This is a genomic window from Tumidithrix elongata BACA0141, assembly GCF_036349135.1.
GTDB lineage: Bacteria > Cyanobacteriota > Cyanobacteriia > Pseudanabaenales > Pseudanabaenaceae > Tumidithrix > Tumidithrix elongata.
In genome coordinates this window covers 1-22,355 of sequence record NZ_JAZBJZ010000060.1, presented here as the reverse complement: position 1 = coordinate 22,355, position 22,355 = coordinate 1, and the positions used below count along the sequence as shown (strand labels likewise).

The following is a 22,355-nucleotide window of genomic DNA, read 5'->3' as shown; positions in this document are numbered from 1 at the left end:
CCTTTTCAAATATCGCTTGTTAGAATAAAGCGCCAGTCGCTCTTATCCATGCCATGACTGACCAAACTAGCTGTCGCATCGGGGAAAATGCCTTTTGATTGTAGCGCGATCGCTAGATCGTCACCATTAGGCACGCAAAACATATGGGTATATCCAGCTAGCGGAGCTGAAATGCATACTTGGATGTTTTCTCCCCACTGTACGTGCAGCAATGGCAGCATCTGGCCGTTACTTTGTAATTTTAAATCCTTAATTCCCTGTAGAGACAGATAAGAAATTTTACCGCGATATTGAATCAGTGTGGGCTCTAGCGATCGCATTGTGACATCATCCACGCTGTAGATGCCTAAAATCGACGAACATCGAAACCGCACGAGGTTAAACTTCTCATAAATACGCGCTAATCGGTTGGGTTTGCCATCGCCTGCATTCATGGAAATTGTATAGCCGCGATCGCATTTGCCCAGACAGGACTGTAAAGCATAGTGCAAAAGCCTAATCGAGAGATGTTGTCTCTGATAGTCTGGATGCACTTTTAAATCGCAGAGATACCAGGCCAAACCCGATGATTCTGCTTGGCGGTAAGGTACTTGCCGCAGTATGCCTGCACCCACTGCCGCGACTCGTTCGCCATCCAAAGCAGCAAAGTAATTGACTTCACCGAGGCGATCGAAAAAGGCAAAGTAATTATCGCCATGATCGAGTTGAAAAGAGTCTTTCCCCAATGGATAAAACGCTGTCTGCTCGATCGCCTCAATTCCAGCTTGGAATAAAGCCCGCTCAGCCGATTCAATTCGATGAAATTTCATGAACGAAACCCTACCACGACTTCACGATAGAAAAACGAGCGATCGCTTCCGAGCAATTCCTGACTAAGACCGCGATCGACGGCTATATGCTCTACCATAATCGCTGCTAAATTAAGATCGCCATTCAGTCGCCGCCCAATTATCGCACCCCTAGGCTTCAGACAAGCAACGGCATCTGTCAGCATTTGATGGAGATCGTCCAGAGGCATCCAGTCTGAAATATTGGAAAATTGAATTAGATCGAAGCCTTCCACTGCTGCCAGTTGTTGCAGGCGATCGACAAAAGCACCTTGATGCAGTTGTAGACGCTCCGCACCGAATGCCCGAATATCTTTCTGGGCTGAGGCTTGGAGATAAAGAGGAACACCTTCCCCTGTAAGATGGGTCGTGTAGCGATCGCCCCAGACCTGCGTTAAAAAATAATTCTCTGTGGGAATAAAACGCTGTAAGGCTTGGGAAAATACATCGGCAAAATGCTCGCCAAAGCTGCGATCCATTGAGTAGTTGACCGCTGCTTCACCGAACGCCTGCACGAGTTTACTCCGCTCGAAGACCTGCTCAAACAACTCCCGCCATTGTGGGTAATAAATCGCTGCTAGGGGTTCCTTTAAAGGATCGATCCCAATCCCAGCGAATTTTTCTGCCAGTTCGCGAAATAGTTGTTCAAAGCGTCCGACTCGATTTACGCCAAAGGCTATTTGATCCTGTCTGGCATTCCAAAAAGCTTGTGTATGTGGAGGTAAATCTGCGCGTAAGTTGGCATAGATCCTGAGGCGATCGCGATCGCTTGCCGATAAATCTGCACCAATCAATCGCAATTGTTCGTCTAGAGACAAATGTAATAGGGCTTGTCGGCGTAGTTCCACCAGATGAAGTTGGGCGGGATTTAGATCAACGGCTTCGATTTTGGCGATCGCGGGACTTGCGAGTAAGCTGAGTGCAGTGCAGCCCCCTGAAGCCACTAAGAGAACCCTTAGCGATTGTTGGCGTTTTGCCAGTTCTTGGATGACGCGCAGTTCGATCCGAGGATCTTCACGCACCTGTGAGAAGGCAATTTCTGAGACGATTTTAGGGTTACAAACCATGATACAAACTCCAGAAATAGTGAGCGCCAAGCATCAAGCCCTGGATCGCTTGCCCTCGCGCATAGGGATTCATCCAACCCGTTTCGGCTAAGAGCAACAGGTCTCTCGCATGTTCTGTATCTAGTTTTTCGTGCACAGCATAGTGGGACTGACTACCCGCAACCGTCCAGCTGCGCTGGTCTAGGGTTCGGGCGATCGCGGCACTAATCCCGACATAGAGATGTTCGATGACGCCGAGCATGGCTGCGCCCGATTCCCCCGACTGCATCAGGCAATAGGTCAAAATCGATTGGTTAAACGCCAATACGGGGATCGTGCAGGGAGATTCTAGTTCGCCATCCGTTGCACCCAAGGCGCGAAGGTACTGCTGAAAGGTATATTTATGCGATCGCCAGCGATCGCCATGTCCGTGCTCTTCGGTGATATTTGCCAGCAATGGCAAGCGAGATTCCAAGGTTGCCGTTCGTGCTAACACCGCCGCTAGTGGCTGAGAGAATGACTCCACTGCAAACCGAAAGGGCAGTTGACTGCGCCGAAATGCATCGCGATCGGTCGTGGGATCTTCCATCCAGAGCATATAGGGATGGGAATTAAAGTCATACGCCTCTGCTACCCGCCATACCGCTGCCTGTAGAGATGGCAACTGGAACAGGGTTTCGACAGCTAATTCAGGATATTGCTGAGTTCTGGGGGTAGCGATCGCCTTCTCGATTAACATTTGCATCATTTTTCTTTCCTCTCTCTTGACTCAATGAATCGAAACCGAACCGACGGGCTGACGCTGAAAGCTAGCGGCGATGAAGTCTCGCACAAAGGAAAAATAAGAAGGAATGTAAGGCGCACCCTGACGCAGGAGATCTGACTTTAACTCTTGATGGAGGCGGGGCAGGTGATACCAGGGTACGGCTGGATAAAGATGGTGTTCTAAATGATAATTCTCATTGCACATAAAGAATCGCACCAAAGGAATTGTCAGGATCGTGCGAGTTCCGCGAATTAGATCGGCTTCATGGTCGAGAAGCGTATGTTGACTCATGCCGCGAATATTGACCATGGTATTAATCCACAGCATCGGAATCAGCCACCCATGAATTAACAAAGCGGGCGGTATGGGCGATCGCAGTACAGCCGTAGCGAATAAGACGAGCAAGATAACTTCGATCGCAATCCATACCCGTTCGGAATGATTTCCCTGCTGAAAGCCGAGGATAGGAATCGCAATAATGTACACAGGATAGCCAACGATCAATCTTCCCCAATGCATCAAAAAGGTTAACCAGTTCCATTTTGTATAGTTCTTGTAATGGTCGGGATCTCCCTCAACGCCAAGATGCTTATGATGTTTGAGATGTAGGACTTTGTAAGCTGAGAAATTTTGTCCGACGGGCAAGGCACAGAGAATACTTAGCCATCGATTCCATTGAACATTGCGGCTCAGAACTCCATGCACTCCCTCGTGGGTAAACAGGCTAATGCCATGTAACGAAGCTGCCGCTAAGAGATACAAGGGCAAACAGAGGATATACGACCAAGGTGCTGCGATCGCTTGCACGAACTCATAGGCTGTAAACGCTGCCATGACGTATAAAACGATAAAGATGGGTAAGCGCTGTGGGTGGCGATCGAGCGCATGGATTTGCTTGAGCAGTTCGGGATTTAGCTTGGGCTTTTCTGCCTCTTCGCAGGGAGCGGATTGCTCAAGTCTTAAAATTCCATTTTCTGAGAATTGTTGTGTTTTCATGGGTCTAAGGATTCTCAAAGATAGGTTGTATACGTGGCGATCGCGAAACTTTATCTCTCATGCTTGGAAAGATGCCAGATTTGCTTAATGATTCGCTTTAAGATCGCCGATTAAAATGCATCGACAAGACGGGCAAAATCTGCCGTGGACATGGAATAGGTGGGATACATGGTTTGCTCGGGGTCGCTTGCGACTCTGTGAGCCTGTGCGACAAATGCGATCGAAAGACCAATAACCAGTGTGGGTACAAAAACTTTGATGAAAGACATTCCCTTAAACTGCTGCATAACCGTCTCCAAACTTTGATTGCTATACTCTTAAGTCTGGAGGATCTTTCTCTGCATCTAGACTCAGCTTTGCACTCAGTTTTGCACTCAGTTTTAGTTGCACCCTTACTAAAACTGAGTCACAGTCAAATTTTGTTGCTGTTAAATACTATGCCGTCAGGCTTCTGAGCATCAATATATGCGGAAGTAAAAGCGATCGCATTTTCTCCCATCCTCTTCAACTCTTCCCAAATATCTTACTCCCTTCCCAGTGTAAAACTAGACCCTTTTAATGCCGACAATTTAATTTCTTGGCTTTTAAAATGTGTCTAATCTAAGGGTGAGAAGGGAGTAGGCTAGTGAAAAAATTCGCCCTGATTCAATTACTCATAATGACTTTTACAGGCAGCGATTAGAATCTCTTTATCAGTAACTTGATAGACGAGGCGATGTTCATCACTAATGCGTCTTGACCAGAATCCACTGAGTCCATATTTTAGAGGTTCGGGTTTACCGATACCTAAAAATGGCGATCGCTCAATATCTTTGATAAGTTCTACAATTTTATTGTAAATTTTGCGATCTATTTTAGCCCATTCGTTAAATTCCTCAAAGGCTTCTGATTCAAACAGGATCCGCCTTTTCATGAGATGTTATCCCAATTAAGCTCTACAAGATTGCTACGATTTTGAATGTTTTCTACCGCAGTTAGTAATCTCTTCCTATTGGCAGGATTTTGTAGCAGAAAAGCAGTTTCATCACTTTCATATACAACTATCTCAATTTCTTTGTTTTGGAAAGCAGCTTTTAAGCTTTCTAGGAAGCTGATATCAAGTTCATTGGCATTCAGACGATAACTAATTTGCATTTTTTATGACCTTAAATTAGCATAGGTTTATACTCTATCTACCATAATAGAAGATTTGTCCAGCTATGACAGCTACCACGAAATAACATGAGTATCTAGGAGATATTTCATATTACATATATTCCTCAAGTTCTTCTAATGGCTCGTCGAAGTCGTCTGGCAGAGGTAAAACAAAAGTTCCTTTCATGGAGCCAGTCAATCGAGACTTTTCAGGAATAAGCTCTGGTTCTTGGTTAGTATCTTTTTGATATTGACTGGCAAGAAATTCGGTATACAAAAAGACTGCATTTTTAACTGAGTCAGGAAGCTTTTCAATGTTTTTTAAAATAGCAGATTCTATTGTCATGACTCTTTCTCCTTCTTTGTGTTAACTAAATACATCACAAGGTAGGTCGCGCAGAAAGTAAAAGCGATCGCACTTTCTTTCATTCTCATCAACTCTTCCTAAATATCCCGCTAATGGAGAGGATAGTTCAATGAGTATGTCTCTTAATTCTTCCTTAGACAAGTTCTTAGGGGGATTGGAAAAATGATAGGCTCCTGAAAGGGCATCTAAATCGACACTACTAGAATTAAATTTTTCTAAGCACATTTTGACTGTCTGGACGATGTGCGATCGCAGCTTAATCTCGCCCTCAGCTTTTTCAATAAAATCTAAAAGCTTAGAATCAGCATCTTCTCCAAAAGGCTGACTTTCTAGGCATGACTTCAACTCCCATAAATTAATTGAACCTGTATGCGAAGCTTTAAGCTTTACAAGTTTTTCTAGAGCTTCTGGTCTAATGACGTTCATTTTATTTCCTATTGCTATTGGGTTAGAGTGGTGATTCAAAGAACCTGCGGCAATTATTATCTTGATTGCCATCTCATAGTCTGGAGAATGTGCTTGACCAAGATAAGTAAGTTGACTGCAAACCTTAGTTGGGATTTCCTGATTGGCACTTGCTTTGCACTCTCCCACAACAGGATACGGATATTCACAACATAGATCTATCCCACCTGCTCCACCTGTAGCTTCTGGATCGAGACTAGCTTTGGGGTTAGTGTTCGAGTTGCTAAATCCTAACTTTATAAAGCTTTTTCTTACCAGTTTTTCAAATTCGTGACCGCCGCTAGAATTTCCAATCTTTGCAATCCGTTCGATCCAATCGAGTTCTCCAGATGATTCTATCTTGCGTTGAAGTTCTGTTTCTTTTAACGTTCTTTCGATCTTTTCAAACATAGATTCTGGCGGTTCTCGATTGAGCAATCTCTGTTTTTGCACTTCAAAGTCGCGATCGCTGACTACAGGTAATAAGTCGTCGATATAAATGGCATTGGCAAAATAGACATAATAACCCATAGATTGGGATGTAATTTCTATGGCTTTCGGTAAGCTATAAACGCGCAGATACGCTAAAAAGATATTTCCTGATTTCTCCAGTGAAGCTTGAAGAAACTCCAACAAATGACCAGTATGTAAGGCTATCACATCTAGAGAAGCGGTTTTGTCAAGCATTTTGCAATCTTCGCATTTTGCCCAAGCCTCAATTTTGACGGTTTCAAGATTGGATTCAGGATAAAGTGCAAATTGTCTCTCTGGCTCAAGAAATTCAGGCGGTATGATCGCGATCGCGGATCCTAAGATCAACGATTTTACATTTGCTTCAGGTAAGCGTAGAGCGTTGAATATTATAGTGTTAGCCATTTGGAGCGCTCAGAATTTCTTGAATGAGTGGATTCTCAACAATTATTCTACTATCTTTGATTAATCCCAGAACCTTATCCTGCTCTTGATCCTGTTGAAAAATCTGATAGAGAGCAATTAGCGGGAAGAGTTCATTTTCCTTGAGAACGACAACTTCTCCCTGTTTTGCCAAAAGATCATCTTTCAGCTTTATCCCCCTGCTCCAGCTACTCTTAATAGGCTCACTTCTCACAAGACATCCACGAGTCAGATTATTTTTACTGTAATTTAAAATTCTATTCATTACAGCATTGAAAGTAGCACTAGCTCCAGTGTTACAAACTCGCACACCAATTCTTACGTCTTTGGTATGAGCAGAGTCGTAACCACAAATCACCATATGAATATCTTTCCCCTTCTCAATCTGAGTTAATTTCACACCTCCACTTTCTTCGTTTAGATGAGTCAAGCAAAATCTAAGAATCTCAGCAATTTCATCGTCATTGTTTTTGGGCTTCTTTTTATTTAGTGATACAAGATTCTGCTCATACAATTCAAGAAATAGCTCTAAATCTGTTTTAGGTGGTTTACCACCAGCTTGCTCAAACAAGTCAGCACACTTGTTCATCAAGTTGCGTAAGTTTCCTTTTCCCCTCTCAAGATTAGTGACTAGAGTTACGATCTCGCTTTCCTGAAAAGGATAGTAAGGCGAGAGATTTTCTACATTAAGATCAAGATCGGCTTTTTTAAAGAACCAGTCTAATCTTTGTCGGACAAGCTCATACATCTCAGTCGCGTTCGGAGGATTTAGCGATATACTACGTTCGCTTACTCTAGCAAGTGTTGCTGGATCTAACGCCTTAATCTCCATCAATCTTGTTGTTACAGCCGATGTAATGAGGATGAGATTTTTACATTGTAAATGTAAGCGATCGACACAAAAGGCTGCAACTTGCGAAGGCGTATATTTACAATCAAATGATGGGACGAAGTTATCTAGTTGATCAAAACAGATCACTACAGGTAAAGATGCGGCTTCCGCAAGTAGGCATAATTCAGAAATAAATGAAACTGAAACGCCCTGTTGTTGATCGAGTGGATACCTTGGAAGTTTAGCCGCAGTGATTCCTTCTTCATGATCAGAGCCTTGCAACCAAGATAAAGCACCTTCCTTTGCGTCAGCAAATTTCGCCTCTTTCTCATTTTCAAATAGAAGTAGTAAAACAGCTTTCACAAAATCTTTTTTTAGCCTATTAGGTTTTGCGATTTCTGAGGCAAGTTTCTCAATGAAGTCCATCATTTCAAAGTGAGTCATAAACTTATGCTCCATCAAAATGAATTCTCTCAGTGATGGAATATTGTCGCTGAGTTCAACATATTTAGAATAGTTTTTTGCTTTAGCAGTACCTATAAGTCTTGCTGCAATAACTTCCCATTGAGAAATCCCTGCATTATTTTGACGGGTAAAGCTGTCTACTAAATGATAGCGAACATGAAAATCAGGACGATTAGGTTCGGTAATTGGCGGAATGTACGCGAAGATTCCAAGCCCTTTACTCTCAAGATTTTCTCGAACTCTGTGAATCAAATGACTCTTGCCAATTCCAGCATCTGCTGAGATCAGGATTCCGACTTTACCAATATCCTTGATATTCCTGATCGCAGCCAAAATTGTTTTTTCGGCATCAAGGTGCAAAGAAGGTATTTCTGATTGCACCGCCCCCCAAACTTCGGTTGCAGTAACAATAGACTTGATTCTAAACGGATTAGGAATTGATTCACGAGCAGTTTTAAACTTTGAGAATAGCTCTTCTTGAGAAATGTCAGTCATTTTCAAATTTTAGATTTTAGATTTTAGATTTTTTAAGATTTTGTTGCAACGAATAGGAGACCTCTATATTCATCATTAATAGAGTCTTGCTTTTGATCGTCCGTTGCCTCTAAGCCACCTGTACGAAGATGAAAAATATTTTCTTCCTGCAACTTAAGCATCCAGTCATTAAACTCAAGGCGGTCAACACTCTCGCTAAATTCTCTTCTGATGCGATATATAGGAACAAAATCATTGAGGTTATAGCCTCGGTTCAGCCGATCAAAGACCCCGATCGCCACCTTCTTAAACTCATCGTAGCTTGAGATCTTGGGCGCATCACTTGCCGCAGTCGCAATATCACCCATTTGCCGCATCCATTTCAACAACGCATTAGCAACCCTGCTACCAACTTGATTGCCACCAAAAGCAAAATCATCGTTTTTTAGTCCAGCACTCAAGATTATCTTGCCCAACTCAGTCAACAAAATTTGGGTGTTGCGACCTTTAGTGATCAGCGAGATCGCCCCCTGCTCCGCCAAAGCATCCAAATATGGCGCATACTCTCCCGACTTTTCCTTTCCCCGCTTGACTCGTTCGGTCAGTCCACTTTTCTTGACCGACGACTCTAACGCACCCATATCCCAAAGAGCTAAAAGCAAACGAGTTTTAGCGTTATTACCGTCAATTTCTGTGCTTTTGTGAATTACCATATAATTTCTTGTCAAAATTTTGAATCGAGCAAATATCTAAATCATCCGTTATTTCATTTTAGGGCAGGTTTCGGGAAAACTCTGGTTAGAAGTGTTAAGCTTCTGCCAAACTTCCCCAAACCCAAAAATCATTGAATTTGCTAACCTTAGCAATGATCGCTATGACTGCTATAGCATTCCATCCAAACTCCATTCTTAATCCCTGTATATTGGAAGCTTCCAAATTTATAAACTCAGTTTTGGAATTAGGTTGAGTTGCATCCTTGTAAAAAATGAGTCACAATCAGATTGTGGTTGCTGTTAAATACTATGCCGTTAGACTCCTTAAGAGCATCAATACAGGGACTAGAGCGTGTAGATAAAGCAAGACGGAGAATGAGATGGACAAAGCGCTCTACTCCTGCATGGTGGATTACTGCTGATATTGCTAAGATCACCCTAGGGCGTTTTTGGGATCGTGATAGGATTCGGCGTGACAATTTTATTGCTATTTGTAAAGCAGTTGGAATTACAGATTGGCAAGCGATCGCAGAATCTGAAGAATTTGATGGCGAACTAGAAGTACCAACAACACCCACAAATCGAACCGACTGGGGAGAATACCCTGAATCTAATGTCATTGGGCGAGCCCAAGAATTAACTCAATTAGAAACTTGGATGGTTCGAGAAAAGAACAAACTAGTTGCCATCCTTGGTATGGGTGGTATGGGTAAAACTACGCTAGCAGTGGCTATTGCGGAGCAGATTCAAGGAGAATTCGATTATTTGATTTGGCGATCGTTGCGAAATGCTCCCCCCATTGAGCGAATTCTGACCGATCTGATTTCTTTTCTGTCGAACCAGCAACAAAATGCCATACCAGACCATCCCAAGGACAACATATCCTTATTGATGGAATGCTTGAAAAAAAATCGCTGCCTGATTGTCTTAGATAACGTCGATTCAATAATGAGCGATCGCCAAGCAGGGCAATATCTGCCGAATTATGAAATCTATGGTGAGCTTTTCAGGCACATTCGCGATGAGAATCATAAAAGTTGCCTGCTAATTACTAGTCGTGAGTTCCCGCAAGAACTGTCAAGATTGACAGGAAATCGGGTTAATTCCCTTCGGCTTAGGGGTTTATCCACTCAAGAGGGTAGAGAGATTTTTGACTCGGCAGGATTTAAGAATTCGACAGATGAGGAGTTGCAACCCATTATCGAACATTATGCAGGTAATCCTTTGGCATTAAACATTGTTGCCTCAGGTATTCGAGATCTGCTAGTTAACGATATTTCCCAAATGCGAATGCTGATCCAAAAAGGGAGTCTGATATTTGGTGATATCCAAGATCTTCTACAACGACATTTCGACCGTTTATCTAAGCTTGAACAAGAAGTCATGTATTGGTTGGCGATTGTTAGAGAACCTATTCTTCTACAAGAATTGACAACTTGTCTTCTTTCCTTGGAGTCCCAACAATATTTGTCAAATAGCCTACAATCTCTTATCCGTCGCTCGCTGATCGAAGTGACACCCTCAGGCTATACGCAGCAACCCGTCGTGATGGAATATACCACCCATCTTTTAATCGAGAAAATCTGCGAGGAATTCAAAGAGATGGAATCAGGAACCATCTTGCCGACAAAACTCTTCAACACCCATGCCTTAATTGCGGCGACAGCCAAGGATTTTATCCGAGATGCACAGGTTCGCTTGCTCCTTCTACCCATTGCGGACAAGGTAGGGAAACAGGCGATCGCAGCGCTCTTACCCAAACTAAGAGCGAGCTTGGCATTACAGTCTGGCTATGCAGGGGGGAATCTCTTAAACCTGTTCGTACAGTTAGGTATCGATCTGACGGGTTGGGATTTTTCGCAATTGGCAATATGGCAAGCCCATCTGCGCGGTGCGAACCTCCATCAAGTGAATTTCAGTCATGCCGATTTCTCTCAGTCTGTGCTAGGGGAAACCTTTGTGAATGTCAACGCGATCGCTTTCAGCCCTGATGGACAACAACTAGCATCGGGAGAATCTCGCGGTCAGATCCACCTTTGGCAGGTGGGTAGTGGGAAGAATCTCTTAGAGATCGATGGGCATACCGATATTATTTTTGCCATTGCCTTTAGTCCAGATCGCAACTATTTAGCCAGTGGTAGCCTAGACCAAAGCGTGAAGCTATGGAATGTTAAAACAGGAGCCTGTGAGAAGATTCTGCTAGAAAGCACGGGTGGTATTTCCATGTTGGCATTCAGCCCTGACGGTAAAACCCTTGCTTGTAGCTGTGGCGATCGCACGATTCGGGTTGTGAATTTCATCACGGGTGAATGTACCCGAGTGCTTGAGGGGCATACCAATATTCCCAGAGCGATCGCATTTCATCCCAAGGAGCCTTTCCTCGCAAGTTGTGGCTTAGATCGCACGATTCGGATTTGGGATCTCGAGCGGGGCAAAGAAATTCAAGCGATCGAGCAAGAACATGAAGTCTATACAGTCGCGTTCAATCCCGCTGGAACCCTGCTTGCCAGTGCGGGTGAAGATGGGAAAATTACAATCCTCAAGCGAAAGGATAATACCAAAAAAAACACACAGGTGTGGGAATTTGCCCATTGCTTAGAAGGACATACAAACCGCCTCTGGTCGCTTGCCTTCAGCCCTGATGGACATTCCCTTGCCAGTGCGGGGGATGACTTTACAATTCGGATTTGGGATGTGGAAGATCGAGAATGTCTGAGAAACTGGATCGGGCATCAGTCTCGAATCTGGGCAGTGGCTTTCAGTCCCGATGGCAATATTTTAGCTAGCGGTAGCGAAGATAAGAGCATAAAGTTTTGGAATCCCGAAAATGGATATTGCCTGCAAAATATCCAAGGACATTCCAATGCGATCGCGCCTTTTGGTTTTCGAGCGCAACAGGTATATACGCTCAACTATGACGAGCAAACCATTGGGGTATGGGATATCCATACAGGAAACTGCGATCGAACTTTCTCTACCCATGCCATGAACTCCTTGCAAACGGCTCTCAGTCCCGATGGTTCTCTGGTTGTCAGTGCCAGTCTAGAGCATACGGCAGAAATCGTTGACGTGAAGAGTGGGACTTCGGTCGCAACGCTAAAAGGTCATACCACATGGATCAGAGAAGCAATCTTTAGCCCTGATGGGACTTGGATCGCCACTGCCAGCGGCGATAAAACCGCCAAAATTTGGGAGATCGGCACAGGGAAATGCATCCATACCCTCGCAGGACATTCGATGCCGCTCCAAGCGATCGCCTTCAGTCCCGACAGTAAGATCTTAGCAACGGGAGCTTGGGATGCCGCGATCGGGCTGTGGGATGTGGACTCGGGAGCATGTTTGGGAATGTTGCAAGGGCATCGCGATCGGATCGCTTCGCTATCCTTTCATCCCGATGGGCAGATGCTGGCAAGTGGCAGTCGAGATGCTACGATTCGGCTCTGGGACATTGCCGATATTTACAAGGGAAAATGTTTGAGAACCTTCTCCCATCGCGCTGTCAAACTCCACGCTGTCGCATTTCACCCCAATGGCAAGATGCTAGCTAGCTCGGGACTCGATACGGAGGTAAGGCTTTGGCATGTGGAAACGGGAGAACTTCTGAGGAGCTTCAAATCAAATTCTCAAGTAGATTGGATTTGGTCAATCGTTTTTAACGAAGACGGGCGATTTCTTGTCAGTGGTAGCGAAGATGGTTCCTGTCAAATTTGGGATGTAGCCACAGGTAATTGCCTGCAAACCTTAAGAATTCCCCGTCCCTATGAAGGCACAAATATCAAGGGAATTCGCGGCTTAACGGAATCGCAAAAATCTACCTTCAAACAGTTGGGTGCTGTTGAACTTTAAGGCAAATTTACTGGACTATAGCGATCGCTTGATGGCGTTAAGGATTCCTAAAAAAGCCTCCGATTTTCTGGATGGCATCTCGCAAAACTTCGGGAGGGTGAACCAAGGCAAAGCGCACGTAACCTTCTCCATGTTTGCCAAAACCTGCACCGGGGGCAAGGGCAATGCCTGTGGCTTGGACTAACTCCGTGCAGAACTTGACTGAGTCCGTTGCCCAAGCCTCTGGCAACTTTGCCCACAGATACATCGTGGCAGTGGGCGTAGGCATCTGCCAGCCGATCGCTGCCAAGGCTGCGATCGCGGCATCGCGGCGTTGCCGAAAAATCTCGACATTCTGCTCGATTTCCGTAGGAGGCTCGGATAGTGCCGCGATCGCGCCGTGCATAATGCCTTGATATTGATTGAAATCCACTACTGCTTTAATTTGACGCAGGGCTTTGATGAGGCGCTGATTTCCCACGGCAAACCCAACGCGAAAGCCCCCCATGTTGTAGGACTTTGAGAAGGTAAAAAACTCAATCGACAAGGTACGATCGCGATCGGCTTGCAAAATCGAGGGCTGCGCCGAACCATCAAACACGACATCGACATAGGGAAAGTCATGCACGAGTACCAAATTATGGGTTTGGCAAAATTGCACCGCCGATTGAAAAAATTCTAAAGACGCGATCGCTGTGGTGGGGTTGTGAGGGTAGCTCAACACCATCATCTTGGCTTGAGCCAGCACGACATCGGGAATTTCCTCCAGTACGGGTAAAAAGCCATTCTCTGCCCGTAGTGGCATCCCATAGACTTGACCGCTTGCCATATGCACGCCGCCATAATGCGAGGGGTAACCCGGATCTTGCAATAGGGCAAAGTCCCCTGGATTTAAGATAGCCAAAGGTAAATGGGCTGTACCTTCCTGCGAACCAATTAAGGGCAATACCTCGGTTTCAGGATCGACGGTGATCCCAAATTTTCGTTGCATCCAAGCGGCGATCGCTACCCGAAAATCCTGCGTATTCGTAAATAACGAGTAACCATGCGTGCTGGGATCGTTAAGTGCCTTGGCGATCGCGTCCAAAATCAGGGGCGAGGTGGGCAGATCTGAGGAACCCAAAGACAGATCGATAATTTGCTTACCCTGTTGACGTGCCAAATTTTTGGCGGTGTCCATATCGGCAAATACATTAGAGCCCAAAGGTTTGAGGCGATCGGCAAACTGCATAAACTATCCTAAATCTAAATAGCAAGTAATATAGAGGAAGAAGTTAATAAAATAGGAAGAACGCTATGGCGTGTTGTGGTAAGAAGTCAAAATTAGCAAAAGCGGTAAGGCTGCACCGAGATTTTCACTTTAAAACAGGATTGCTGCTTGATACAGGTGTTAGGCTACTAGGCATCAATCGTTGCCCTTTGACAAAGCCATTTTACAAAGCTGTAAAAGTGGCAGGCTATAGCAATGTGGCTCTAGCTAGTATAGCCCTAGTCTTATTAGAGGATTAATTTTCCTTAAACAATTCAAAATTGCGATCGAATGTCTAGATAATTATTTTTTGAGGATAAGGGATTTTATGATTACGCTTACAGATTCTGCAATTAGCCGTGTCCGCAATTTGCAAAACCAACGCGGTACAACTTCACCCTTGCGCGTGGGAATTAAGCAGGGTGGTTGCTCTGGGCTGTCCTACGTGATGGACTTTGCCGAGCAGTTACAACCCGAAGATACTGAGTATGACTGTAATGGCGTCAAAATTGTGATTAGCCAAACCAATCTGCCTCAATTGCAAGGAATGGAACTTGACTACACCGAAGACCTGATGGGTGGAGGGTTCCGTTTCCGTAACCCCAATGCCAGCAAGTCTTGCAGTTGTGGGACTTCCTTTGCCACCCCCAAAGAAATTGGCGCACCTGTAGCTTGCAGCTAGCGTGAATATTTTCTAGGGGTAGTGCTCTGCTTGTCCTGAGCTGTGCCTACCCCGCATTGAAAAATCGTCTCTGGTCAAGCAACTTAATACCCTTTTCAAACAATGATGCGTTGCATCATTGTTTGAAAAGACCGCGCAGGGCGCGGAACCCAAAATCCAAATCTGCCGTAAATTCAAGAGAAATTGGTATTAACGGGAACTTAAATTGTAGACATGAAGTCTTTGACATTAAGTCATCCATTGCATGTAAAGAACTGCCATGAACAAGCTCATCAAAAAAACTAGCCAAAAACTTAGCAAATCGATACTCAGGCTGATCCCATTGATGAGTCTTGCAGTACCCCTTGCGATCGCGCCCGTAGCAAATCCCGCACTCGCGCAGTTTATCCCTGTCGAAACGGATCCTGCCAGCACTTCACCTAGCACTTCCCCCAACACGACACAGCCATCTAGCCAAACAGCCGCCAACTCAGGCTCCCTAGATCAGAGATTTTACTGTCAAAACAACGGCGGGCAGTATGTGGTGATGTATCAACCCAAGAGCCAACCAGGAAAGTTTTATGCATGGGCAGCACCTGCGGCTATGGGTGATGGTTGGTCGCCAGAACGTCGATGTGCCGAAATTAGCCGTCGTCTAGAGTCTTATCGTCCTGATGGTTTGGTGGAAATGCGCACCAGTACCGAAAATGGCTATAACGTCATTTGCGCCACTACCGAAAAGAATACCGCCTGTCGCATTGTCCTCACAGTCCCAGTGGGACAAGATCCGATATCTACTCGCGATCGCGTATTTGCAAACCTTAGCACTGCCGATACAGGTCAAAGCACTACTGCAGTCAATACCTATGTGGGTGGCAATCGCGGTAGGACAGCCGTTCACTCTGGTGAGATCGATTTGTCCTCGATCAGCAATGTCTTGAGTACTGTGCTGTCAACCAATCGTGGTTCTAGCCGCACGACGAGCTATCCTAGCTATCCCGCACCAACTAATTATCCCGCACCGACCAGCTATCGCGATGGCATCTATCTCAAGCCTTTCCTCGATCCTAGTGACGGTGGCACGGGGTCGGCATTGGTTGGTAATGCTTCGCCTTCTAACGGTCGTCGATTTAATCGAGGCAATTTTCTGCGTTAATCGACTAGCTGGTTGTGAATCTAGCTTCGATCTCAAAGATTTAGTTTTTGGGGCTAAGCTGATACGTAATCTCAGTTAGGTATTTAGAGGGGTAGCCTATGGCTTTACCCCTAGAATGGTTCCCCGATTAAATAGCTCGGTAATGTCAACCAGAAACCGAAGGCTCTGTTGTGGGTTTATCGAAATTGGTGAAAATTTGTCGGTACTAGAGTACTTGAGAATAATATTCCGTACTTCGGGCAGAGTCCCAAGTTCTACAACCTTCATCGACCAAGACCCAAAAGCTCTCTGCTCGATTTCTGAAAAGTCAATCAACTCGGCGTTCGTATGGCGTTTGTCGCCAATGATGCGATTGTAGGTCTGGCTGACAACGCGACGATTACCTTCTAGAACCTGCAAAAACATGGAGTCCCCAAAGCACAACATTCCCGTGATCCCAACGGCCAGGTTATTCCGCTCAGATTTTTCAAGAATATTCACAAGGTCAGGATAACCTAACCCTGTTGCGGCTTGGCTAACATAAATTAATCGATGTAATGCCATAGATTTCGATCCTACTCTTGATTTATTTCTTATACGATAAATGACCTTGTATCCCAAATTTTAGGATTTTAAAGAGATAGCTACGTAAGCCTTAGGTAATATATGCGAATTAAGCTTGTACAAGTATGATCGACATTGTTAACCAGAAGGCTTATTTCTCGATCTATGATTCACATAACTCCAACAGACTTACTGGAACATCTCAACTGGCGCTATGCCACCAAGCAGTTCGATCCATCCAAAACAATTTCCCCAGAAGTCTGGACGGCTTTAGAAGATTCCTTAGTGTTAACTCCTTCTTCCTATGGGCTTCAGCCTTGGAAATTCCTGATTATCACTAGCAAGGAACTCAAAGAAAAGCTCAGACCGCTCTCATGGAATCAAGCTCAGGTAACAGACTGTTCTCATTATGTGGTGTTTACCATTAAAAAGAACCTTACGGCTGAGCATGTAGATCGATTTGTCGCCCGTACTGCTGAAGTACGTGGTGGTTCGGTCGAAGCGATCGCTGGCTATCGCAACATGATGGTAAGCGACGTGGTATATGGCGCACGCAGTTTTAACGTCAATGAATGGGCAACTCGCCAAGCCTATATTGCATTGGGTAATTTCATGACCTGTGCCGCTTTGCTAGGGGTTGATACCTGCCCCATGGAAGGAATCGAACCTGTTAACTACGATAAAGTCTTGGAACTCCCTGCTAAAGGCTATGCTACCGTTGTGGCTTGCGCGGCAGGCTATCGTTCCGAAGGCGACAAGTACGCAGCATTGGCAAAGGTAAGATTTCCAAAGTCTGAGGTACTAGAAACTCTATAGGGAAATCCTAAAGGAATGGAAGGTATGTAGACATGACAGCATTTCTAAGAAAGTCTATACCAAAAGACTCTAGGGGCAATTCCTTGTGATTGCCCTAAGTTTCACGGGGTAGGCATACACCATCTGCTGTCCCTACATCAGAAAATTTGTTGGCTGGAAATCTCCCGATCGCTCGTTCGTTTCTACTCTGATTTTTGTTGGAGATGGCAACGTTGGGCGATCGTATTTTCATGAGTCTGTAAATAGTCACGGAGTAGTTCGCAATTGTGCGCTAACAGCCGATTAAAGCCCAGATTCCAATGCCACAAAATTATCGTGCGATCGCGGCTGGCAGAGGCAAGAAGCTCGCCATCGGGGCTAAAGCTAACACTTTCGATCGCTCCCTGATGGCCGTTTAAAGTTTTCCAGAGTTTGCCATTGAGCAGCCATAGTTTAACGGTTTGATCGTGATGCCCCGAAGCGATCGCCTGTCCGTCAGGGCTAAAACTCACACTGTAGACGGGGCCACCGTAGCCCTCTAGGGTAAGAACTTCCACCCCATCCCGCGATCGCCAAACCTTGATCGAACCATCATGACTGGCTGTCGCTAAAAGTTGACCATCGGGACTAAAGCTGACACTGTAAATGCGACCGCGATGACCTTTTAAGATAGCGATGGTTGTTCCATTCCGATTCCATAACCTTACTGTCCAATCTCTTCCACCCGTAGCGATAATCTGTCCATCGGGACTAAAACTGGCATCATAGACGCTCCCTTCATGACCTTTTAAGGTTCTTAATTCTACGCCATCAAGGTTCCAAAGTTTAACTGTGCCATCATAACTGGCAGTGGCGATCTGTCCATCGGGGCTAAAGCTCGCGCTATAAACCCTCCCCTGATGTCCGTTGAGGATTTTAAGTAGCTTGCCATCGCGATCCCAAAGTTTTGCTGTACGATCGCGACTAGCGGTAGCAAGCAAGAGCCCGTTAGGACTAAAACTCACACTTTGGAACCAGTTGTCTTGTTGCGCAAGGGTTTTGAGAAAGTTTCCATTGCGATGCCAAAGCTTAATGCTGCCATCTTGACTGGCGGAAGCGATCGCCTGTCCGTCAGGACTAAACCGCACGCGATTGACCTCAGCTTCATGTCCCTTTAAATCTTGGCGGAGGGAATTATGGATATGCCAAAGCTTAATCGTACTATCATATCCTCCTGAGGCAAGGGTCTCACCATCAGGACTGAAGCGAACGCTGTAGACTGCACCGCGATGCTTTTTGAAGGTATTGATTTCCTTCCCATCTTGAATGCGCCAGAGCTTAATGGTGCCGTCATTACTCGCAGACGCGATCGCGCGATCGTCTGGACTAAAATGAATACTAAAAATCACGGACTGCTCGCCTGTCAGGGTTTGCAGCAAACTTCCATCTTGAATGCGCCAGAGTTTAATCATGCCGTCATTACTTGCTGAGGCAACGATCTTGCCATCATGACTGAAACTGAGACTGTTAATTTGATTTTTATGCGCTTGCCAAGTCAATTGATTGTTGCCATTCCGATCCCAGATTTTAATATCACCCTGTGCGCCTGCTGAAGCCAGCAATTGGCTGTTCGGACTAAAGCTGAGGCTATAGATCGCACTGCGATCGCGCATGGGTTCAACGGTTGGAATCTCTTCGCCGTTCGACTTCCAGAGCTGGATTGAATTGTCCCAACTCGCTGTCGCAATTACACTGCCATCAGGACTAAACACCGCACTGCTGATGCGATCGCGATGGGCTGTAAGCACCTTAATGAGTGTACCGTCGCGTTGCCAAAGTCTGGCGGTGCCATCGGAACCCGCTGAGAGCAATGTTTGGCTATCAGGACTGAAACTGACGCTATCAACGGAACCTTGATGTCCTACTAGGGTCTTGATCGGCGTACCATTTCTTTGCCAGAGCTTGATCGTGCCATCGTCGCTGGCAGAGGCAAGGATCGTGCCATCTAAGCTAAAGTCAAGGCTGTTAATACTATCAGCATGTCCTTCTAAATAGTTATACTCCTGTGCGTTGTAGGTAATCGTTTGCAGGACAGTTTGGGTTTGGCTATGCAGTTGCGCTAAACCGAATTTCTCTAAATTTTTCGCATCATTGGAGTCTACCTGATTTACCCCAAGCGATCGCTCTAACTCAAAAAGCAATTGACTGGCTTGCAGGCTGGCAATTCTAGCTTTCAGTTGATTTCCTTCCGAAAAAGATAGTTGGGCGTTCGCATTTAAGACTGAGATTTCTGCTTGCTTTTTTTTAGATTCCGCTTGCTGCAAAAATGAGTTGGCACGAAGGGCGATCGCACCTGCTGCGATCGCAATACCAGCCAGTCCAATCATGCCCAGCCAAAGAGTTCTCTTTGTGCGCTGTTGTGCTATCAGCAACCTCTGATTGGCTTGCTTTTCGGCTTCGAGGGCTAGCTCTGCTTTTTGCTGCGCCTCAGATAGAATACGATTTGCCAGTTCGGCAATTTCCTTTGCCTGACGTTCTGCTTCAAGGGCTTTTTGAATTTCGCGCTTTTCCAAATCGCGGCTGGCATCTAAAAACCAGTAGTCGCGATCGCTCAGACTTTTTCCTTCTGCCCATACTTGAGCATCCCTTAGCGCCTGTCCGCGTAGCAACCAAGACTCATCCTTCCCAGACTCATCCCATGCAGTCAGGGCTTCCGCATAGGGGCGCAACCCAGCCAGAACCTGTGTCACCCAGTTGAGATTGAATACAGAAGCATAGATGGGGTTATATACCTGTAGGCGACCATTTTTCTCTACAACCAAGCCTGACAAGCGGAGTTCGATTTTAGCAAGGTCATCTTCGACTAAGATGCCATCAGGATTTGGAGCTTGGAGAATTTGTTGATAAAGTCCGATCAACTGCCCTGCTTTGCGATTATTTCTAAGCAAGCGATCGCGGATGGTTTTCAGGTGGGTCGGTTCATCCTGTAGTTCCCAATTTTCAATTATTTGGGTCTGAATTAGCTGGCGTATCCATTCTGGATAATGCTCTATGAAATTTTGGGGTTGATATTGAGCTGGAATCGAATGAATGGCATGGGTAACCAGTTTGCACAGCTTTTGGGTTAAAAAAGGTTGTCCTCCACTCCAAGCCAAGATTTCAGACAGTAGTCTTTGCGGCTCGTCTACGCTATTCGCAAATCCCAAACTTAAAGGCTGTGCCTCATGTAGGGTAAACCCAGTCAGGGGAATGGCGCGACCGATATTAAATGGCGTGCGGGTTTTGTCTTGGATCAAATCAGAAGGGGTCGCTACACCCAGCAAAACAAAGGTCAGTCTTTTGTAATTGGAATCCTCAGCGCGTTGGTTATAACAGGCTCGAATCGCTGCAAAAAAGTCTTCGATGGGGAACTTTAGGCTGAGTACGCTATCAATCTCATCAATAAAAATCGCAATATTGCGATCGATCTGAGCAAGGAGAACATCGGATAAAAATTCGCTCCAGCGCTGTACGGGTGAGATCGTGCTGCGATCGCGCCACCAATCCGCCAAATTGAGCTTCAATTGCAAACTTCTAATCAGGGTATCCACTAGGCTGGCATACCATTGCTCTGGTGTCACCTGCTCTGTCCCAATCGTGGTCAGGTCGATCGCTGCACAGGCTGTCCCTTCCGCCTGCAATCGGTGCATCATTTGGACGCGCAGACTAGATTTCCCCATTTGACGAGAATTTAGAACATAGCAAAACTCGCTGGCTTTTAGGGCTGCATACAAGTCTTCATCTGCTTTTCGCTTCACATAGGTCAGGGCATCAATGGGAAGATTGCCACCGACTTGATATTCGTATCGATCTTCGACTTGATATTCGTAAATGGGGGAGTGCAAATCGCTCATTCCACTGAGGATATCCTGAAAAGATGATCTGCGACAACAGGGTATTGCCTAAACCTATGCCATTCCTATTAAGATTCCTTGCAAGGGCATCTATTTCATCCTGGTTTCACTTTCTCGATCTAGGCTGAAAGCATGACATTTGGGAAGAAATCTATGAACTCTAAAAATCCTCAAGACTTTGCCAGAGGGCATCAGACGAGTCCTAAAAAACGCAAAGCATGGCTCTTGGGTATGGCAGGCATTCTCGTTGGTAGTGCAGCCGTAGGGGTTGTTACAAATGTCGTGCAAGCAGCACCAGCACAACGGGAACCGCTTTCCCAGACATGTACAACACCAAGTCCAAGAATGCCAGGTCAGATGATGCATGGACAAGGCATGATGATGGGGATGACGGGCGAAACAGCCGATCGCCATTTTATTGAAATGATGATTCCGCACCATGAGGGGGCTGTGCAGATGGCAGATCTAGCACTAAAACTTTCTAAACGGCCTGAAATTCGCCAGTTAGCGGCAGCGATTAAGCGCGATCAAACCCGTGAAATCGCACAAATGGGCTCATGGTATAAACAGTGGTACAACACAACGGTTCCTTCTTCAGGAACCATAAACCATCGTGGAATGATGGGAATGAGAAACATGATGGCAGCCGATCTGAAATCTCTAGAAAATGCCCCTGATTTTGATAAAGCCTTTATCGAAGAGATGATTCCCCATCACAAAATGGCGCTTATGATGTCCAGTGCGATCGTTGACAGCGATCGCGCCGAAATGAGAAATCTTTCTCGTGCGATCGTGCAATCCCAAAGCGCGGAAATCGAACAGATGCGTCAGTGGTACCAAACTTGGTACAAATAGGCATCTCATGTCACCCTATTCAGCAGATTTGCACCATGCTTGACCAAGGCGATTTGCTTCGTCAAAGGCGGGATCGTTTTCAAAGCTACCTGCAACTTTTAACCACCAAGGGTTTTTCTGAATAAACACAGATAGCATCTGTCGCATTTGAGCGAGTTCTGTTTCTAATGCTGCAACTCTAGTTTCTAGATGTTGAGATTTGTCTTCATCAATCTGTTGAGAGAGCATAGAAGTTCGACAGGCTAAGGTTATGTGGCTATACAAATCACTATCATCATGATTCTTGATTGACAAAAGCTTCCACTAATTCATCTTCTGTCATACCAGTTTCTAATAGAACTTTCTCAACTGCGCGATCGAGAGAATCTATGGCGCTAGTATCAATACTACGCCAATTCAAGGATGAAATGCAACGCCTAGAGATCTTTGCGTAAAGGGACT

The 22,355-nt window shown here is 45.4% G+C and carries 21 protein-coding genes; 6 read left to right on the top strand and 15 right to left on the bottom strand.

The features are described 5' to 3' along the window. Window positions 1–5 precede the first annotated feature (5 nt). The 11 genes from V2H45_RS14830 to V2H45_RS14780 all read right to left on the bottom strand — a co-directional run bounded on the left by V2H45_RS14830 (window position 6) and on the right by V2H45_RS14780 (window position 8,958). The gene (locus tag V2H45_RS14830; protein ID WP_330484428.1) at window positions 6–809 is read right to left on the bottom strand and encodes a GNAT family N-acetyltransferase; all 804 of its coding nucleotides are present in this window, start codon (window positions 807–809) and stop codon (window positions 6–8) included. Next, window positions 806–1,894 carry a DUF3419 family protein gene (locus V2H45_RS14825; RefSeq protein WP_330484427.1) on the bottom strand — a complete coding sequence of 363 codons (1,089 nt, stop codon included), beginning with the start codon at window positions 1,892–1,894 and terminating at the stop codon, window positions 806–808. The genes V2H45_RS14830 and V2H45_RS14825 overlap by 4 nt, the downstream gene beginning before the upstream one ends. Further along, window positions 1,884–2,621 (bottom strand): iron-containing redox enzyme family protein, encoded by a 738-nt coding sequence (locus tag V2H45_RS14820; RefSeq protein ID WP_330484426.1) that lies wholly within the window; start codon window positions 2,619–2,621, stop codon window positions 1,884–1,886. Before V2H45_RS14820 ends, V2H45_RS14825 begins: the two co-directional genes overlap by 11 nt. 21 nt (window positions 2,622–2,642) lie before the next feature. After that, window positions 2,643–3,635, bottom strand: a complete 993-nt coding sequence (locus tag V2H45_RS14815; protein WP_330484425.1) for a fatty acid desaturase family protein — start codon at window positions 3,633–3,635, stop codon at window positions 2,643–2,645. A 110-nt stretch (window positions 3,636–3,745) separates the two neighbouring features. Beyond that, window positions 3,746–3,922, bottom strand: a complete 177-nt coding sequence (locus V2H45_RS14810; RefSeq protein WP_330484424.1) for a hypothetical protein — start codon at window positions 3,920–3,922, stop codon at window positions 3,746–3,748. A 362-nt stretch (window positions 3,923–4,284) separates the two neighbouring features. Continuing rightward, on the bottom strand, window positions 4,285–4,548 hold the full coding sequence (locus V2H45_RS14805) for a Txe/YoeB family addiction module toxin (RefSeq protein WP_330484423.1): 264 nt from the start codon (window positions 4,546–4,548) through the stop codon (window positions 4,285–4,287). Then, on the bottom strand, window positions 4,545–4,769 hold the full coding sequence (locus tag V2H45_RS14800) for a type II toxin-antitoxin system Phd/YefM family antitoxin (protein WP_330484422.1): 225 nt from the start codon (window positions 4,767–4,769) through the stop codon (window positions 4,545–4,547). The genes V2H45_RS14805 and V2H45_RS14800 overlap by 4 nt, the downstream gene beginning before the upstream one ends. A 112-nt stretch (window positions 4,770–4,881) precedes the next feature. Next, window positions 4,882–5,115 carry a type II toxin-antitoxin system VapB family antitoxin gene (vapB, locus tag V2H45_RS14795; RefSeq protein ID WP_330484421.1) on the bottom strand — a complete coding sequence of 78 codons (234 nt, stop codon included), beginning with the start codon at window positions 5,113–5,115 and terminating at the stop codon, window positions 4,882–4,884. A 21-nt stretch (window positions 5,116–5,136) separates the two neighbouring features. Then, window positions 5,137–6,456: a DUF1802 family protein gene (locus V2H45_RS14790; protein WP_330484420.1), complete on the bottom strand. Its 1,320-nt coding sequence runs from the start codon at window positions 6,454–6,456 to the stop codon at window positions 5,137–5,139. Beyond that, window positions 6,449–8,266: a hypothetical protein gene (locus V2H45_RS14785; RefSeq protein WP_330484419.1), complete on the bottom strand. Its 1,818-nt coding sequence runs from the start codon at window positions 8,264–8,266 to the stop codon at window positions 6,449–6,451. Before V2H45_RS14785 ends, V2H45_RS14790 begins: the two co-directional genes overlap by 8 nt. A gap of 32 nt (window positions 8,267–8,298) precedes the next feature. Further along, window positions 8,299–8,958, bottom strand: coding sequence for a hypothetical protein (locus V2H45_RS14780; protein ID WP_330484418.1), 660 nt, complete (start codon window positions 8,956–8,958; stop codon window positions 8,299–8,301). Between the two features lie 375 nt (window positions 8,959–9,333). Here V2H45_RS14780 and V2H45_RS14775 point away from each other — a divergent pair, with 375 nt between their 5' ends. After that, a complete protein-coding gene (locus tag V2H45_RS14775; RefSeq protein WP_330484417.1) occupies window positions 9,334–12,804 on the top strand; it encodes a WD40 domain-containing protein in 3,471 nt (1,156 codons plus the stop codon). Between the two features lie 37 nt (window positions 12,805–12,841). Here V2H45_RS14775 and V2H45_RS14770 read toward each other — a convergent pair whose 3' ends face one another. Beyond that, window positions 12,842–14,014, bottom strand: coding sequence for an LL-diaminopimelate aminotransferase (locus tag V2H45_RS14770; protein ID WP_330484416.1), 1,173 nt, complete (start codon window positions 14,012–14,014; stop codon window positions 12,842–12,844). 65 nt (window positions 14,015–14,079) lie between these two features. On the opposite strand from V2H45_RS14770, the gene V2H45_RS14765 reads away from it, so the two are divergent. The 3 genes from V2H45_RS14765 to V2H45_RS14755 all read left to right on the top strand — a co-directional run bounded on the left by V2H45_RS14765 (window position 14,080) and on the right by V2H45_RS14755 (window position 15,849). Beyond that, entirely contained in the window at window positions 14,080–14,292 is a 213-nt protein-coding gene (locus V2H45_RS14765; RefSeq protein WP_330484415.1) for a hypothetical protein, read from the top strand. A 68-nt stretch (window positions 14,293–14,360) separates the two neighbouring features. Then, window positions 14,361–14,714 carry a HesB/IscA family protein gene (locus V2H45_RS14760; RefSeq protein WP_330484414.1) on the top strand — a complete coding sequence of 118 codons (354 nt, stop codon included), beginning with the start codon at window positions 14,361–14,363 and terminating at the stop codon, window positions 14,712–14,714. 325 nt (window positions 14,715–15,039) lie between these two features. Then, window positions 15,040–15,849 carry a COP23 domain-containing protein gene (locus V2H45_RS14755; protein ID WP_330484413.1) on the top strand — a complete coding sequence of 270 codons (810 nt, stop codon included), beginning with the start codon at window positions 15,040–15,042 and terminating at the stop codon, window positions 15,847–15,849. Between the two features lie 96 nt (window positions 15,850–15,945). Here V2H45_RS14755 and V2H45_RS14750 read toward each other — a convergent pair whose 3' ends face one another. Further along, a complete protein-coding gene (locus tag V2H45_RS14750) occupies window positions 15,946–16,392 on the bottom strand; it encodes a BLUF domain-containing protein (protein WP_330484412.1) in 447 nt (148 codons plus the stop codon). 165 nt (window positions 16,393–16,557) lie between these two features. On the opposite strand from V2H45_RS14750, the gene V2H45_RS14745 reads away from it, so the two are divergent. Beyond that, the gene (locus tag V2H45_RS14745) at window positions 16,558–17,208 is read left to right on the top strand and encodes an NAD(P)H-dependent oxidoreductase (protein ID WP_330484411.1); all 651 of its coding nucleotides are present in this window, start codon (window positions 16,558–16,560) and stop codon (window positions 17,206–17,208) included. Window positions 17,209–17,390: 182 nt separating this feature from the next. Here V2H45_RS14745 and V2H45_RS14740 read toward each other — a convergent pair whose 3' ends face one another. Then, window positions 17,391–21,059 (bottom strand): WD40 domain-containing protein, encoded by a 3,669-nt coding sequence (locus V2H45_RS14740; RefSeq protein WP_330484410.1) that lies wholly within the window; start codon window positions 21,057–21,059, stop codon window positions 17,391–17,393. Between the two features lie 153 nt (window positions 21,060–21,212). On the opposite strand from V2H45_RS14740, the gene V2H45_RS14735 reads away from it, so the two are divergent. Then, complete coding sequence (locus V2H45_RS14735) at window positions 21,213–21,914, top strand: DUF305 domain-containing protein (RefSeq protein ID WP_330484409.1); 702 nt, start codon at window positions 21,213–21,215, stop codon at window positions 21,912–21,914. Between the two features lie 15 nt (window positions 21,915–21,929). Here the strand turns inward: V2H45_RS14735 and V2H45_RS14730 are convergent, their stop codons facing one another. Further along, window positions 21,930–22,142 carry a hypothetical protein gene (locus V2H45_RS14730; protein WP_330484408.1) on the bottom strand — a complete coding sequence of 71 codons (213 nt, stop codon included), beginning with the start codon at window positions 22,140–22,142 and terminating at the stop codon, window positions 21,930–21,932. Window positions 22,143–22,355 lie beyond the last annotated feature (213 nt).

What these genes read in the sequence shown, in the direction of transcription:
- V2H45_RS14750 (WP_330484412.1), bottom strand. Translation starts at nt 16,392, where the DNA reads ATGGCATTACATCGATTAATTTATGTTAGCCAAGCCGCAACAGGGTTA.
- V2H45_RS14735 (WP_330484409.1), top strand. Translation starts at nt 21,213, where the DNA reads ATGAACTCTAAAAATCCTCAAGACTTTGCCAGAGGGCATCAGACGAGT.
- V2H45_RS14780 (WP_330484418.1), bottom strand. Translation starts at nt 8,958, where the DNA reads ATGGTAATTCACAAAAGCACAGAAATTGACGGTAATAACGCTAAAACT.
- V2H45_RS14745 (WP_330484411.1), top strand. Translation starts at nt 16,558, where the DNA reads ATGATTCACATAACTCCAACAGACTTACTGGAACATCTCAACTGGCGC.
- V2H45_RS14755 (WP_330484413.1), top strand. Translation starts at nt 15,040, where the DNA reads ATGAGTCTTGCAGTACCCCTTGCGATCGCGCCCGTAGCAAATCCCGCA.
- V2H45_RS14765 (WP_330484415.1), top strand. Translation starts at nt 14,080, where the DNA reads ATGGCGTGTTGTGGTAAGAAGTCAAAATTAGCAAAAGCGGTAAGGCTG.
- vapB (WP_330484421.1), bottom strand. Translation starts at nt 5,115, where the DNA reads ATGACAATAGAATCTGCTATTTTAAAAAACATTGAAAAGCTTCCTGAC.
- V2H45_RS14740 (WP_330484410.1), bottom strand. Translation starts at nt 21,059, where the DNA reads ATGAGCGATTTGCACTCCCCCATTTACGAATATCAAGTCGAAGATCGA.
- V2H45_RS14825 (WP_330484427.1), bottom strand. Translation starts at nt 1,894, where the DNA reads ATGGTTTGTAACCCTAAAATCGTCTCAGAAATTGCCTTCTCACAGGTG.
- V2H45_RS14760 (WP_330484414.1), top strand. Translation starts at nt 14,361, where the DNA reads ATGATTACGCTTACAGATTCTGCAATTAGCCGTGTCCGCAATTTGCAA.
- V2H45_RS14790 (WP_330484420.1), bottom strand. Translation starts at nt 6,456, where the DNA reads ATGGCTAACACTATAATATTCAACGCTCTACGCTTACCTGAAGCAAAT.
- V2H45_RS14820 (WP_330484426.1), bottom strand. Translation starts at nt 2,621, where the DNA reads ATGATGCAAATGTTAATCGAGAAGGCGATCGCTACCCCCAGAACTCAG.
- V2H45_RS14730 (WP_330484408.1), bottom strand. Translation starts at nt 22,142, where the DNA reads ATGCTCTCTCAACAGATTGATGAAGACAAATCTCAACATCTAGAAACT.
- V2H45_RS14830 (WP_330484428.1), bottom strand. Translation starts at nt 809, where the DNA reads ATGAAATTTCATCGAATTGAATCGGCTGAGCGGGCTTTATTCCAAGCT.
- V2H45_RS14800 (WP_330484422.1), bottom strand. Translation starts at nt 4,769, where the DNA reads ATGCAAATTAGTTATCGTCTGAATGCCAATGAACTTGATATCAGCTTC.
- V2H45_RS14775 (WP_330484417.1), top strand. Translation starts at nt 9,334, where the DNA reads ATGAGATGGACAAAGCGCTCTACTCCTGCATGGTGGATTACTGCTGAT.
- V2H45_RS14785 (WP_330484419.1), bottom strand. Translation starts at nt 8,266, where the DNA reads ATGACTGACATTTCTCAAGAAGAGCTATTCTCAAAGTTTAAAACTGCT.
- V2H45_RS14770 (WP_330484416.1), bottom strand. Translation starts at nt 14,014, where the DNA reads ATGCAGTTTGCCGATCGCCTCAAACCTTTGGGCTCTAATGTATTTGCC.
- V2H45_RS14815 (WP_330484425.1), bottom strand. Translation starts at nt 3,635, where the DNA reads ATGAAAACACAACAATTCTCAGAAAATGGAATTTTAAGACTTGAGCAA.
- V2H45_RS14810 (WP_330484424.1), bottom strand. Translation starts at nt 3,922, where the DNA reads ATGCAGCAGTTTAAGGGAATGTCTTTCATCAAAGTTTTTGTACCCACA.
- V2H45_RS14805 (WP_330484423.1), bottom strand. Translation starts at nt 4,548, where the DNA reads ATGAAAAGGCGGATCCTGTTTGAATCAGAAGCCTTTGAGGAATTTAAC.